The sequence below is a fragment of the Streptomyces sp. B15 genome, from assembly GCF_018070605.1.
GTDB classification, from domain to species: Bacteria; Actinomycetota; Actinomycetes; order Streptomycetales; family Streptomycetaceae; genus Streptomyces; species Streptomyces smyrnaeus.
In genome coordinates this window covers 37,457-51,504 of record NZ_JAGPXJ010000005.1, presented here as the reverse complement: position 1 = coordinate 51,504, position 14,048 = coordinate 37,457, and the positions used below count along the sequence as shown (strand labels likewise).

Here is a 14,048-nt window from a genome sequence, read left to right as displayed (position 1 = left end):
GGCTCCCTGGATCGGCGCGTGCAGGGATACGGGGAAGGCCCCCGTACCGCCGACCAGACTTCCCGGCACACCTGTGACAAACCCGGCGCGATCTTGACGCCTTTCTGACACCGTACTCGAACAGGTGGGAATCGCACTGCCTGGGGATCCGGCGGAGGCTCGTATTCCGCCCCGTCTCCACCCCCGCCTCCGCCCCGGGATTCCGGGCTTCGGCGGCTTCTGCCGGGCCCTTGCGGCCCCGCCCGCACGGCGTTCGGATCCGCCTTGAGGGGGTCGGGGGGTGTTGATAATGTGCCCGGGATTTACATGGCGTAGTTGCCTGTCGGTACGCGGGGGTATGTCCGACATGGCGGTAGCGGCATGTCAACACGGGGCAGGTTCTCGACGTGACGCGACGTGTGACGCACACAGACCACAACACGGGGCAAGAACGGAACACGGGGGTGGTGAGGTGAAGACCCAGGAGCGGAGCTCCGCCGGGGTCGGACGCGGGGCGGCACTCACCGCACCGGCCGGGGACCGGCTGCCGTCCCCACCGCGCGAACGCAAGCCCGCGCTCGCCGCGCTGGCCGTCCTCCTCATTCTGCTCGGCGCGCTCGGCGCCACCGTTCTGGTGATGCGCGCCGGTGACCGGGTCGAGGCCATCGCCCTCACCAAGCGGGTCCCGCAGGGGCAGCCGATCCCGGACTCGGCCATCAAATCGGTGCTGGTCGCCGAGGACAGCGACATCAAGTACGTGCGCTGGGAACAGCGCGGCCTGCTCAAGAAGTACCGCTCGGCCGCCGATCTGGTCGACGGGACGGTGCTGGTGGGCAGCATGCTCACCAAGGAGAAGGGGCTCGGCCCCGGCAAGGCCGTGGTGGGACTCTCGCTCAAGAGCGGTCAGTACCCGCCGCGCCTGAAGGAGGGCGACACGGTCACCGCCTACCGGGTGGGCCGCGAGAGCTCCGCGGGCGGCGACGACGGTTCCGGTGACGGATCGAGCGGCGGGTCCGAGCGGGGCAGCGGCTCCACCGGCAACGCGACGATCGCCGAGGGCGCCAAGGTCCAGTCGATCAAGTCCGGCTCCGACGACTCCCTCGCCTCCAGCGGCAACCTCCCCGTCTCCGTCGTCGTCGACAAGAGCGACGCCGCCGTTTTGACCGCGGCCGCGTCCAACGGTGAAGTGTCCCTCGTCCTGGATTCCGACGGCGGAAGCTGACCGCACGCGCGGGCCGACCGCGCCGTGGCCGGGTGGACGGGGTGCGCCGTGACCGTGGACTCCGGGGACGCACCGTGGAACCGTCCACAGCGGAACGCCGTCGTCGGCTACGGCGGGACACGACAGGACACGACAGGGCACCACGGGCAGGACGACAGGACACGGATACCAGGGACACCACGGACACCAAGGAAAGGCGTAGCCGGATGGCGCTGATCGCACTCGCCGCCGACAAAGGGGCACCGGGGGTCACCACGGCCGCCGTCGCCCTCTCGGCGGTGTGGCCGCGCCGCGCACTGCTGGCCGAGATGGACACCGCGGGCGGTGATCTCGTCTACCGCAGCCCCGCGGCGAACGGCCGCCCGCTGGACCCCAACACCGGGCTGCTCTCGCTGGCCGCCACGGCGCGCAGAGGGCTCGCCGCCGAACAGCTGTGGGACCACTCCCAGCGGCTCTCCGGGGGACTCGAAGTGCTCGTCGGGCTCGGTAACGCCGAGCAGTCGGCGGGACTGGCCGGGCAGTGGGACACCCTGGGTCGTGCCTTCGCGACCCTCGCGGACTCGCCGCACCCGCAGTTGGCCGCCGACGTCATCGCCGACTGCGGGCGCATCGGCCCGGAGACCGCGTCGGTCGCCCTCTTCCCGCACGCAGCGCTGGTGCTGCTCGTCGCCCGGGACGAGCCCGAACAGATCGCCCGGGTACGGGACCGGGCACTGGCCCTCACCGCGCGGCTGCACGGCGCGGGCCGCGGTATGGCGCCGCTCGCCCAGCCGATGCTCGGCGTGCTGCTGGTCTGCCAGGCGCAGGGCGCCGCCAAGGTGGCGGGCCAGGTCAACGACATGCTGGTCGCCTCCCGCGCCGGTGCGCAGATCGTGGGTGTGCTCGCGCACGACCCCATGGGCGCCGAGCAGTTGGCGGGCCGCCGCCGCGGACGGGTCGAGCGCTCGCTGCTCGTCCGCTCGGTCCGCAAGATCGCCACCGACATCCATCAGCAGTACGGAGCCGCCTGGGCGCCCACCGCCCCGCCGCAGCAGCAGCCCCCGGCAGCGGGCGTCGGCCAGGGCCGGATGGGAACTCAGGGCCCTGCCCCCGCGCCGGTCGCGGGGCAGCCGGCCGGCCCCGCCGAGCCCCTCCCCTCCGCCCCGACGCCGCCTCCTCCGACGGAACGCCCCGGACAGCCGGGGCACCCCGGACAGCCGGGGCAACCCGGATGGCCAGGTCAGCCAGGTCAGCCCGGTTCCGTCCCGGACCGCACTCCGCCTCCGGGGCAAGGCCCGTCGTACGGCGGGCCCGAGTACGGTGCGCCGGGCCGGCAGGCCGCGGCCCCTCCGCAGGCGGCCCGCCCGCAACCGGTGCCCGCGCCGAGCGAGTCCGCGCGGGGCGGGCCCGTGCAGAGCGAGCCCCCGCAGGGCGGGTCCGCGCGGGGCCTCAAGGGGTTCCGCGGACGGCGTAGGCCGACGGCGCCCCAGCCCGCGCCCGCACCCGCGCCCACACCGCCGGTGCCGCTGCCCGGGAGCGGGGAGCGGACACGGGACGAGGGGGCCGCGTCGTGAGCGCGAGCATGGTCGACCACCAGTTGGTGAAGCGGTTCCGGCAGGAGGCCGGGGACCGGATCGCCGAGCAGCGGCGCATAGACCAGGCGTCCGGTGTGGCGCCGATGACGAACGAGGACGAACGGCAGTTCGCCCGCGCGGTGATCGCCCAGATCCTGGAGGAGTACGCGCGCTCCGAGATCACCTCCGGGCGCACCCCGCCGGACGCGCAGTCGGAGGAGGCGTACGCGGCCGCCGTGCACGCCGCGCTGTTCGGCGTGGGGCGGCTCCAGCCGCTGCTGGACGACCCCGAGGTCGAGAACATCGACGTCAACGGCTGCGACCAGGTGTTCGTCGGCTATGCCGACGGCCGCGAGGTGCGGGGCGAGCCGGTCGCCGAGTCGGACGAGGAACTGGTCGAGCTGATCCAGGTCCTCGGCGCCTACTCGGGCCTGTCCTCCCGCCCGTTCGACTCCGCCAACCCGCAGTTGGACCTGCGGCTGCCCGACGGCTCCCGGCTGTCGGCCGTCATGGATGTGACCCGGCGCCCCGCACTGTCCATCCGGCGGGCCCGGATGGGCAAGGTCTTCGTCTCCGACCTGGTGGGCAACCAAACGCTCACGCCCGAGCTGGGCAGCTTCCTGACGGCGGCCGTGCGGGCGCGTAAGAACATCATGATCGCGGGAGCGACCAACGCGGGCAAGACGACGCTGCTGCGCGCCCTGGCCAACGAGATACCCCCGCACGAGCGGCTGATCACCGTGGAACGGGCGCTGGAGCTGGGGTTGGACCAGTTCCCTGAACTGCACCCGAACGTGGTGGCCTTCGAGGAGCGGCTGCCCAACTCCGAGGGCCAGGGCACCATCAGCATGGCCGAACTGGTGCGGCGCTCCCTGCGGATGAACCCCTCCCGGGTGATCGTCGGTGAGGTGCTCGGCGACGAGATCGTCACCATGCTCAACGCCATGTCCCAGGGCAACGACGGCTCGCTGTCCACCATCCACGCCAACAGCTCCAGCGAGGTGTTCAACCGCATCTCCACCTATGCGCTCCAGGCGTCCGAGCGGCTGCCCATCGAGGCCACCCAGATGCTGATCGCCGGGGCGATCAACTTCGTCGTCTTCATCGAGCGCCGCAACGCCTTCGCCAGCGGCGGGCGGCTGTCCCGCTCGGTCACCTCCGTACGCGAGATCAACGGCGTGGACGGTCGGGTGCTCTCCAGCGAGGTCTTCGCCGAGGCACCGGACGGGCGGCTGCTGGCACACGCGCCGGTCTCCTGCGCGCGGGAGCTGGCCGCCCACGGATACCAGCCGACCGGAAACTGGGGGTGAGACCGTGCCTGTCGACGGCGGTGCGGGCGGCATCTTCTCCCTGCCCACCCTCTACGCACTCACCTGCGGTGTCGCCGTGGGCGGCGGTGTCGCGCTGCTGATCGTCGCGCTGCGCGGGCTGCCCGCCAAGCCGCCGGACGAGAAGCGGGACGCGGGCAGACGCGCCTCGGAGCTGGCCCGGTTCATGAGCCGGCGCGGGTCCATCGCGGTGTGCGCCGGACTGCTGGTGCTGCTGCTGACGCGCTGGCCGGTCGCGGCCATCGCCACCGGTGTCCTGGTCTTCGTGTGGGACCGGCTCTTCGGCGGCGCGGCCGAGGAGCGGGCCGCGATGAAGCGGGTGGAGGCGCTGGCGGCGTGGACGGAGTCGCTGCGCGACACCATCGCGGGCGCCGTCGGCCTCGAACAGGCCATCCCCGCCTCGGCCCGTGCCGCGGCCCCCTCGCTCCGCCCGCACCTGGACGCGCTCATCGACCGGCTGCGGGCACGCACCCCGCTTCCCACGGCGCTGCAGAATCTGGCCGACGAGTTGGACGACCCGTCGGCCGACATCGTCGTCGCGGCCCTCATCCTCAACTCCCGGCTGCGCGGACCCGGACTGCGCGAGGTGCTGGGCGCGCTGGCCAAGTCGGCGCGCGAGGAGGTGGACATGCGGCAGCGGGTGATGGCGCAGCGCGCCTCCACACGGCGCAGCGTGCAGATCGTCGTCGGTGTCAGCGTGGCCTTCGTCCTGGGCCTCGCCGTCTTCAACCGGGACTTCGTCGAGCCCTACGGCAGCCCGCTCGGCCAGACCGTACTGGCCTGTGTGTGCGCCATGTTCGCCTGCGGCTTCTGGTGGCTGCGCAAGCTGTCGCGGATCGAGACCCCCCAGCGGTTCCTGATCCACGCCGACCAGCAGGCACCGTCGGCCCGCGCGGGCCACCCGGCCGAACGGGGCGAGGTGCCCGTCGGCGGAACCCGCCCCGCTCCCGGTCTGCCGGGTGGCGCGGTCGGCGGGACATCCGGCAGCGGAGGAAAGGAGGCGCTGGGCTGATGAATCCGCTCACCCTCACCGCGCTCACCGGCGCCCTCGCGGGCCTCGGACTGTTCCTGCTGGTACGGGCGCTGGCCCCCGGTAAGCGGGGCGCCGTCGCCTCCGTCGCCGAGATCGACGCGCTGCGGGCCCGGGCCGCGCAGCACCAACCGGCCGCCGGCGGAGGGCCCGAGGAGGCCGGCCGGTTCGCCGCCGTGCGGGCGCAGCTGGGTGTCCGGGTCGCCGAGCTGTATCTGCGGCAGGGCTGGGAGCAGCGCAGCCTCCGTTCGGACCTGGAGGTGCTGGAGCGCCGTTGGGAGAACTTCCTGGCGACGAAGGTGCTGCTGGGTGCCGCTGGACTGTTCTTCGGGCCGTTCCTGTTCTCGATCGGCTGGCTGATCGGATTCGGCCGCAGCCCGCTGATCCCGCTGTGGCTGGCGCTGTTCTTCGCGGGGCTGTTCTTCATGCTGCCGGACCTGGAGGTGCGGCGCGACGCCGCGGCCAAGCGGCGCGACCTGCGGCGGGTGGTCGGCGCCTACCTCGACCTGGTGGCCATGAACCTGGCGGGCGGTCGCGGTCTGCCCGAGGCGCTGAAGGCGGCCAGCGAGGTCAGCGACGGCTGGGCGCTGCGCCGGATCCGCGACACCCTGGCCGACGCCCGGATCACCGGACAGAGCCAGTGGGCGGCCCTCGGCGACCTGGGAATCCGGTTGGGAGTCGACGAACTCAAGGATCTGTCGGCATCCTTGGCGCTGGTCGCCGACGACGGCGCCAAGGTACGCGCCTCCCTCTCGTCGCGCGCCGAGACCATGCGGCACCGGGAGCTGTCCGAGATCGAGGGCAGCGCGGGAGAGAAGTCCCAGTCCATGCTCGTCGCCCAGCTGATGCTCTGCGCGGGCTTCCTCGTCTTTCTCATCTACCCGGCGGCCATGCGCGTCTTCCAGATCTGACCGTCTGACCTTCCGACCCGCTGACCCGAAGACTCAAGAAAGGACTGAGAACGATGCCGAATCCGCTTCGCTCGATCAGTCATCCCGCCGTGGACTTCCTCGTCACCTTCTTGCGCGACCGGGTCCGGCGCGCCCGCTCGGGCGAGCTGGACCGCGGGGCCTCCGCCGTCGAGTGGGTGATCATCTCCGCGGTCGTGGTGGCGATCGTCGGTGTCGTCGCCGCCATCATCAACCTCGCGCTGAAGAACGGCGCCGACAAGGTGAGCGACTGCATCGACGGCGCCGACGAGGACGGCACCTGCAAGTAGGGGCGGCACCGGTGAGAGCGGAGCGACGGCTGGTCGTATGGGCACGCCGCAGATGGGAGGGGGCCTCCCGGCGCGGCGAAAGCGGCATGACCGCGATCGAGTTCGTGCTCCTCACCCCGGTGCTGTTCTTCCTGATCTTCGCGACGGTGCAGTTCGCGCTGTACTTCTTCGCGGACCACGTGGCACAGGCGGCGGCACAGGCCGGTGCCCGCAAGGCCCGGCAGGAGGCCGACGCCGATCCGGGCGGCTGGCGCGCCAAGGCGAGACAGACCTCCGGCGAATACATCGAACAGCTCGGCCCCGAACTGATCCTGGACCCCGATGTGAAGCTGCTCGGGCCCAACAACAACACCGTCGGTGTGGAGATCCGCGCCCAGGTCCCCTCCGTCTTCCCCGGGCTGGACATGGATGTGTACGCGATCTCCCAGGGCCCGGTGGAACGGTTCGTACCGGACGGGGGCGGCTGATGCGAGACCGACGGCGGGGCGGACAGGAGTCGCCCCGGTGGGGCGGCGACGCCGGACTGTCGACGATCGAGGTCGTCATCCTGGCGCCGGTGATGATCCTGTTCATCCTCGTCCTCGTCGCCTTCGGCCAGCTCGTGGACGGGCGCGGGGCCGTGGACAGTGCCGCGCGGGACGCGGCGCGGGCCGGATCGCTCCAGCACGGCAGCCACGCGGCGGCGATGACGGCCGCGCAGCAGGCGGCCGCCGCCACCCTCAAGGGCACCTGCGCGGGGAACGTGACCGTACGCGACGCGGGCAGCGACTACCGCTCGGGCGGGCTGTTCACCGTCGAGGTGAGCTGCCGGGTGCGCGGCCTGGGCATTCTCGGCCTGGACATCGCCAAGGAGATCACGGGCCGCTCCAGTTCGCCGATCGACCCGTACCGGAGGACCGGATGAGCCGGACCGGACGCGCGCCGGGTGAGCGCGCCGCGACCTGGCTGCGGACCAGACGCGCGGCCTGCGACGACAGCGGGTCCGGCGCCGCCGCGGTCATCATGTTCGCGCTGCTGTTCATGGTGCTGGCCGCTTTCGTGGTGGACGGCGGGCTGTCCATCTCCCAGCGCGAGCGCGCCGCCGACATCGCCGAGCAGGCCGCCCGCTACGCGGCGCAGGACATCGACGAGGAGGCGCTGCGGGCCAGCCAGGGCCGCAACGCGCCCATCAACTACGAGAACTGCCCGGCACGCGTCCAGGAGTTCGCCGGCCGGTCGGGGCTGTCGGGAGCGGACCTGGAAGCCTCCGGCTGCGTGTCCGCCAGCGCCCAGCAGGTCCGGGTCCGTATCCAGCTCACCTACCGTCCGGTCCTCACCGGGCTGTTCTACAGCGCACCCCTCACTGTCCACGGCACGGCGACGGCGGAGTCCGTGACCGGGTGACCGACGGTCCCACCGCCCCTCCTCCACGTCCGCACTTCTCACCTTGGGAGCACACGACATGGCGCGCCGCAGTTCGACACCGGCACCGGCCCCCGGCGGGCCCAGGTCCCGTTCGCGCTCGCGCACGCCCGTAACCGTGCGCACCCGGCGCACGTTCGGGGACGTGCTCAAGGCGTTCTGCGCGTTCGTCGCACTGGCCGCGCTGGTGGCCGGGGTGCCGTTGGCGCTGGCGTACTTCATCGGCTGGCCGCTGCCGCACCGGATGCCGTCGCTGGACATGCTGCGCGACGAGGTGAGCGTCGGGGTCTTCGTCAACGTACTGACGGTCGTCGTGTGGCTCGCCTGGGCGCAGTTCACCGCCTGTGTGCTGGTCGAGGTGAAGGCCGCGCTCTCCGGGGTGGGCCTGCCCGCACGGGTGCCGGGCGCCGGCCCCAGCCAGCTGCTGGCCCGGCAACTCGTCACCGCGATCCTGCTGCTCGGCTCCAGCACGGCGAGCTTCGTCCCGGGGCTGGCCCAGCTCGGGCACAGCGTGCAGCCGCACCAGCCGTCGCAGACCGTCGCCAGTGCCCAGCTCCTCCCCGGCCAGCAGCGGGCCGATGCCGCCGATCAGGTGGAAGGCGGCGGCCCCCACGTCATGGGCGGTGGCGGCCCGGACACGGTCGTACTGGCCCAGGGCGGCAGCGAGCGGGCCGGTACGGCGCGGCAGGCGTCCGCACCGGGGGACACCTCCCGGGCGGCGCAGACGAAGTTCTACCGCATCCAGCCCCCGGTGGGGCGACACCACGACTCCCTGTGGGAGATCGCCGAGCGGCATCTGGACGACGGCCGCCGCTACAAGGAGATCTACCGCCTCAACAAGGACCGGGTGCAGCCGGACGGCTCCCGGCTGTCCGAGGCGAGCCTGATCCGGCCCGGCTGGATCATGGAGATGCCGGCCGACGCGCACGGCGGCGAGCTGGTCGAGATGCCGGACGACGCCCAGGAGCTGGACGCCGAGGAGCGTGCCCAGTACGAGCGCTACCAAAGGCACGGGGCGGATCGTGACTCCGGCGGCAAGGGTGGCGGGGGCCACGGTGCCGCCGACGGCCGGGGAGACGCCGAGGGGCAGGGCGACGGCGACGGTCAACAGGACGGGCAGCAGCGGCAGAAGCCGCCGTCGCGGCAGGAAGGGGACCGGTCGGTCAAGGAGGAGCCCACCGCACCGGACAGCGACTCGACCCGGCGGGACTCCGCCGAGCCGGCGGAGAAGCCCTCCGACGACGCTTCCACGGACGGTCCCGGCGACGGTCCCGGCGACGCCCCCGTCCTGGAGCCGAGCATTCCGGAACAGCGCGACGACAGCTCGTCGCCCACCCGGCCCGACCAGGAGATCCCGGACGCCCCTGGCGGCACCGCCCCGGACGACCGGAGCGATCACGGCGGCGACCAGGACACCCGGGACGGCGGAGCCGACGGCTCACAGGGCCCGGACGGGGACGTCCGTCCGGACACGGACGTTCGCCCGGACACCGAGGAGAAGCTTGAGGTCCCGCCCGGCGAGCACGCGCCCGACCGGCAGGAGCAGTCCGTCCCCGAGACGCCGGCCGAGCGCCGGCCGGCCCACACCGAAGACCTCGGCGACGCGGAGGACGACGACGGGCTGCCCGGCCCCGGCATCTCCCAGCCGGACGACATCCGGCCCGGCGCCCCGGACACCCGGACGGGCGGCACCGCCCCGCACACCCCCGCCGAGGACGGGCCCGCCACACCGGCACCGGACGAAGGCGGGAGCGGCAAGGGCGACGACACCTCGACCGACCTCGACAACGCCGGGGCTCCGGAAGCCGACCGCGCCAACCAGCTCGACCGTGCTCAGGACACCGGCGCGGACGCCGACGACGGCGTCCTGGGGCCGATCGGACTGCCGGAAGCCCTGCTCGGGGCACCGCTGTTGGCGGCAGGGGTGCTGGCCGCGCTGGGCCGCCGACGGCGGACGGCGCTGTGGCAGGCGGTCACCAAGGGCACCCGCCGCGCGCCCGGCGACGACTTCGCACCCCCGTCCGACCCGGCCGCGCAGGCCCGCGACGCGCTCCTCGTCAGCGCCGACCCCGCCGCCGTACGCTTCCTCGACCGGGCGCTGCGCGGGCTGGCCGAGGACCTCGCCGACGCGGGCCGTCAGCTCCCGGTGGTCTACGCGGCCTGGCTGACCGGACAGGATCTGCACCTCCAGCTCGCCGAGGAGTCCGGACAGCCGCCCGCACCCTGGCGGTTCGGCCAGAGCCCCAGCTTCTGGACCATCCAGCGCACCCATACCCGCTTCGACGTGGACACCAGCGGGCCCTCGCCCTACCCGGCACTCGTCAGCCTCGGCCTGCGCGGGCAGGCGCGGCTGCTGCTCAACCTGGAGTCGGTGCCGGGACTGGTGTCGGTGGCGGGCGACCTGGAGCGGCGTACCGCCGTCCTGGCCTCCATCGCCGCCGAACTGGCCACCGGCAGCTGGTCGCAGGGCATGGGCCTCACCCTCGTCGGCTTCGGTGAGGAGCTGACCGCGCTCGCCCCCGGACGGGTGCGGTATCTGCCCGAGGTGGCGGAGCTGCTGCACGAGCGGGAAGGCGCTGCGGCGGCGCGGGAGGCGGCGCCGCAGGTGGTGCTCGTCGGGGTCGAGCCCACCGAGGAGGAGGCACGCCGCCTCGCGGCGCTCGCCACCGAGAGCGGAGGCCCCCGGGTCGGCTTCGTCGTCGGTGTCCCCGGCGGACGGCTGCCCAGCGTCGTATGGGAGTTCACCGTCGACGCGGACGGGACGCTCGCCGCGCCCCGGATGGGCCTGGAGGTACGGGCCCAGCTGCTGCCCGAGGACGTGCGCACCGCGGTGGTCGAGCTGTTCGCCGACGCCGACGACGAACAGGCCGAGGGCAGCGGCGGCCCCGGCTTCCGCGTCGACCTCAGCGCAGGCGGTCGCCCGGCGGTCTATGCGCGGATCATGGGCGGCTACGACGTCAGCGGTGTCGAGCCGCCCGAGGAGTCGCGCAGCGCGCTTCTGCACGAGGCGCTGGCACTGCTGCTGCTCAACCGGGACGGTGTGCACCCGCGCGTCCTGGCCTCCGCGCTGTGGCCCAAGGGGGTCACCGACGACGTCCGGGACGCGCTCGTCGACCGGCTGCGCGGCTGGCTGGGCATCGAGACCGACGGCACGCCCCGGCTGTCCACCGACAAGGACGGACGGCTGGTGCTGCGGCCCTCCGTCGTCTCCGACTGGGACGTGCTGCGCACCCTGCACCACGGCTGCACCTCGGAGCGCGGGGCCAAACTGGCGCCGCAGGTGCGGCGCCAGAAACTCGCCGAAGCGCTGGAGCTCGCGCGCGGGCCGCTACTGGCCGACCGCCCCGAGGGCCGGTACGGCTGGCTGGCGTACGACGTCGTCGAGGCGCAGCACCCGCTGCTCGTCGCCGAGGTGGGGCTGGCGCTGTGCGCCGAGCACCTCCGGTTCGGGGAACCGGAGGCCGCGGTGGGCGCCGTGCGGGCCGCGTTGCGGAGCGCTTCGGCGGACGAGCGGCTGTGGGACGCCCTGTTGCGGGCCGCGCATGCCACCGGTGAGCGCGGCGCGCTGGACGAGGCGGTCCGCTGGGTCACCGATCGCGCCGCCGAGCTCCACGGCGCCGAACGCGGCCTTCCGCCCCGGACCCGGGCCCTGCTGGAAGAGCTGGCTCCGGGGGCCTATCCGGGCTGAGGGATCGGCGGAAGCGGGTTCGTCATCGAATTGCGACCTTCCGCAGGGGTCCCGACGGGGGCGGGGGACGTCATATCGGGGCACGAGCCGAATGACGGTGTGAGGGGGCGCGATGAAGCGGGGACGGATGGCGGCGGTCGCCATCACGGTGGCGGCGGGGGTGCTGGCCGGGTGCACGGGCGGCACCCACAATCAGCGAACGGCCGACTCGGCGAAGGGCGGCGCTGCCCCCGGATACGCCGAGGGCGGCGGCTCCGCACCCGGGGACGTGTCGCCCGCGAAGCCGACCGAACCGGCCGACTTCCGGTCGACGTTCGCGCTGGACGTGGACACCGCGTCCTACAGCTATGCCCGACGCACCCTCCGCGACGGCGCCCGCCCGGCGCCGCGGACGGTGCGGACCGAGGAGTTCGTCAACAGCTTCCCGCAGGGCTATCGGCGGCCGAAGGGGGACGGCTTCTCCGTCTCGGCGGACGGCGCCCGCACCGGGGCGGCGGACTGGTCACTGATGCGGGTCGGGCTGGCGACGAAGAAGAGCGACCCGAAGGCGCCCCGCCGCCCGGCCGCGCTCACCTTCGTGCTCGACGTGTCGGGCTCGATGGCCGAGCCGGGACGGCTGGACCTGGTCAAGAGTGCGCTGCGGACGGCGGCGGACGAGCTGCGCGGCAGCGACTCCGTCTCGCTGGTGACGTTCAGCGGCGAGGCCGAGACCCTGCTGCCCATGACGCGGCTGGACGACGGCGGGCGCGGCAGACTCCGTGCCGCCGTCACCGAGCTGGAGCCGAAGTCGAGCACCAACCTCGGTGCGGGGATGAAGGAGGGCTATCGGCAGGCGGCGGAGCACCGCCGCTCCGGTGCGACCAACCGCGTCGTGCTGATGTCCGACGCGCTCGCCAATACGGGCGAGACGGACGCCGAGGCGATACTGGACGAGGTCGCGCGGCACCGCAAGGAGCAGGGCATCTCCCTGTTCGGGGTCGGCGTGGGCAGCCACTACGGCGACGCGTTGATGGAGCGCCTCACCAACAAGGGCGACGGCAACACCGTCTACCTCTCCACCCGGAGGGAGGCGGGCGAGGTCTTCGTCAACCAGCTGCCCCGCAACATCCAGCTGCGGGCCCGCGACGCCAAGGCGCAGGTCGTCTTCGACCGGGACGCGGTGGCCGACTTCCGGCTGCTCGGCTATGAGAACCGCGAGGTGGCCGACGAGGACTTCCGGGACGACTCGGTGGACGGCGGCGAGGTGGGCCCCGGCCACACGGTCACCGCGCTGTACGCGGTCCGGCTGAAGGACGGCGCGACGGGAAGGGCGGCCACCGCGACGGTCCGCTGGCTGGACCCCGACAGCCGGAAGCCGCACGAGGAGTCCCGCACGGTCGCCACCACGGCGCTGACCGGCGGGGACCTGTGGACGGACGCGGACGTCTCGCCGTATCTGCGGCTGTCGGCCGTCGCCGCCTACTTCGCCGACGCGCTGCGCACCGGGAAGGGCGGTCAGTCGCCGGACCCCGACCCCGACACCCGCACCGGTGGCGACACCGGCACCGGCAGCGAGCTCGGGCCCGGGGCGGAGTCCGGGCCCGCGAAGCCGGCCGTGGAGCCGCTGCCCGCCGCGCCCTCGCTCGGGAAGCTGCGCCGCGTGGCGGACCGCCTCGCCGAGGATCCGGGGCTGCGGTCGGCGGCGGGGCTGGCCAAGAACATCAGCCGGGCGCAGCGCGTCCACTGACGGGGCGGCGGAAAGGGGCCATGGCCCGCGCCCTCGGGGGAAGAGGCGCGGGCCATGGCGGTCGGAGGGAAGCCCTCGTCGTCGGCCGGTGGCTCAGCCGACCTGGAGCTTCTGGCCCGGCAGGATGAGGTCGGCGTCGTCGCCGATGGTGGACTTGTTGTCCGCGTAGATCTGCTGCCAGGTGGTGTCGTGCGCCTCGGCGATCCGGCCGAGGGTGTCGCCCGGCTCGACGGTGTAGTTGCCGTGCCCGGTCTTGGGGGCCTGCTGCTGCGGCTGGGCGGGCTTCGGCTGTGCGGGCTGCTGCTGCGGAGCCGCCTTCTTGGGCGCCGACTGCTGCTGCGGCTCGGTCTTGTTGCTGTCGCTCCCGCCGTCCGGGTTCACGTCGGCCGCGGGGCCGCCGGAGGTCAGGCCGCCGGCGCCGGCGCACGCCCAGGCACCGGGACCCTGCATCTTCAGCAGCTTCTCGGCGACGGCGATCTGCTGATCCTTGGTGGCCTGGTCGGCACGCGGCGCGTACTTGGTGCCGCCGGCGGCGGCCCAGCTGGAGTTGTTGAACTGGAGGCCGCCGTAGTAGCCGTTACCGGTGTTGGCGTGCCAGTTGCCCGAGGACTCGCACTGGGCGACCTTCTCCCAGGTGTCGACCGAGGCTGCCTGCGCGCCGGTGGCGGAGACCAGCGGAATGGCGACTGCGGCGCCTGCCACACCGGTCACGGTGGCGATGCGGGTGGCCCTGCCCGGACGACGGTGGCGGCCCTTGCCGGAGAACAGCATGGTCTTTCTTTCCTTACGGTCGCGGCTGTTCGCCTACGAGTTCGAGGCGAACGGATCGAGCGGGAGCGACCGTAAGCACAGCTGTCCGAATGCTCCAACGACGGGCAATAAAGATCATTGCGGCCGCTTGA

The 14,048-nt window shown here is 73.3% G+C and carries 12 protein-coding genes; 11 read left to right on the top strand and 1 reads right to left on the bottom strand.

Features of this window, described 5'->3' with window-relative positions:
* Positions 1–451: 451 nt before the first annotated feature.
* The 11 genes from KBY19_RS04275 (at position 452) to KBY19_RS04225 (ending at position 13,146) form a co-directional block, all read left to right on the top strand.
* Positions 452–1,201: a hypothetical protein gene (locus KBY19_RS04275; protein WP_099881105.1), complete on the top strand. Its 750-nt coding sequence runs from the start codon at positions 452–454 to the stop codon at positions 1,199–1,201.
* A 206-nt stretch (positions 1,202–1,407) separates the two neighbouring features.
* Positions 1,408–2,754, top strand: coding sequence for a hypothetical protein (locus KBY19_RS04270; RefSeq protein WP_210965184.1), 1,347 nt, complete (start codon positions 1,408–1,410; stop codon positions 2,752–2,754).
* An 8-nt stretch (positions 2,755–2,762) separates the two neighbouring features.
* Positions 2,763–4,064 carry a CpaF family protein gene (locus KBY19_RS04265; protein ID WP_099881103.1) on the top strand — a complete coding sequence of 434 codons (1,302 nt, stop codon included), beginning with the start codon at positions 2,763–2,765 and terminating at the stop codon, positions 4,062–4,064.
* Between the two features lie 4 nt (positions 4,065–4,068).
* Positions 4,069–5,094, top strand: a complete 1,026-nt coding sequence (locus KBY19_RS04260) for a type II secretion system F family protein (protein WP_099881101.1) — start codon at positions 4,069–4,071, stop codon at positions 5,092–5,094.
* Positions 5,094–6,023 carry a type II secretion system F family protein gene (locus KBY19_RS04255; protein WP_210965183.1) on the top strand — a complete coding sequence of 310 codons (930 nt, stop codon included), beginning with the start codon at positions 5,094–5,096 and terminating at the stop codon, positions 6,021–6,023. The genes KBY19_RS04260 and KBY19_RS04255 overlap by 1 nt, the downstream gene beginning before the upstream one ends.
* 53 nt (positions 6,024–6,076) lie before the next feature.
* Complete coding sequence (locus KBY19_RS04250) at positions 6,077–6,331, top strand: hypothetical protein (RefSeq protein WP_099881097.1); 255 nt, start codon at positions 6,077–6,079, stop codon at positions 6,329–6,331.
* Positions 6,332–6,417: 86 nt separating this feature from the next.
* On the top strand, positions 6,418–6,798 hold the full coding sequence (locus KBY19_RS04245) for a TadE family protein (protein WP_247690594.1): 381 nt from the start codon (positions 6,418–6,420) through the stop codon (positions 6,796–6,798).
* Positions 6,798–7,235, top strand: coding sequence for a TadE/TadG family type IV pilus assembly protein (locus tag KBY19_RS04240; RefSeq protein ID WP_210955280.1), 438 nt, complete (start codon positions 6,798–6,800; stop codon positions 7,233–7,235). The genes KBY19_RS04245 and KBY19_RS04240 overlap by 1 nt, the downstream gene beginning before the upstream one ends.
* Positions 7,232–7,714, top strand: coding sequence for a TadE/TadG family type IV pilus assembly protein (locus KBY19_RS04235; protein ID WP_099881093.1), 483 nt, complete (start codon positions 7,232–7,234; stop codon positions 7,712–7,714). Before KBY19_RS04240 ends, KBY19_RS04235 begins: the two co-directional genes overlap by 4 nt.
* 136 nt (positions 7,715–7,850) lie before the next feature.
* Complete coding sequence (locus tag KBY19_RS04230; RefSeq protein WP_307843432.1) at positions 7,851–11,420, top strand: BTAD domain-containing putative transcriptional regulator; 3,570 nt, start codon at positions 7,851–7,853, stop codon at positions 11,418–11,420.
* Between the two features lie 112 nt (positions 11,421–11,532).
* The gene (locus KBY19_RS04225) at positions 11,533–13,146 is read left to right on the top strand and encodes a von Willebrand factor type A domain-containing protein (protein WP_247690580.1); all 1,614 of its coding nucleotides are present in this window, start codon (positions 11,533–11,535) and stop codon (positions 13,144–13,146) included.
* A gap of 93 nt (positions 13,147–13,239) precedes the next feature.
* Here KBY19_RS04225 and KBY19_RS04220 read toward each other — a convergent pair whose 3' ends face one another.
* On the bottom strand, positions 13,240–13,917 hold the full coding sequence (locus tag KBY19_RS04220; protein WP_099881087.1) for a transglycosylase family protein: 678 nt from the start codon (positions 13,915–13,917) through the stop codon (positions 13,240–13,242).
* Between the last annotated feature and the right edge of the window lie 131 nt (positions 13,918–14,048).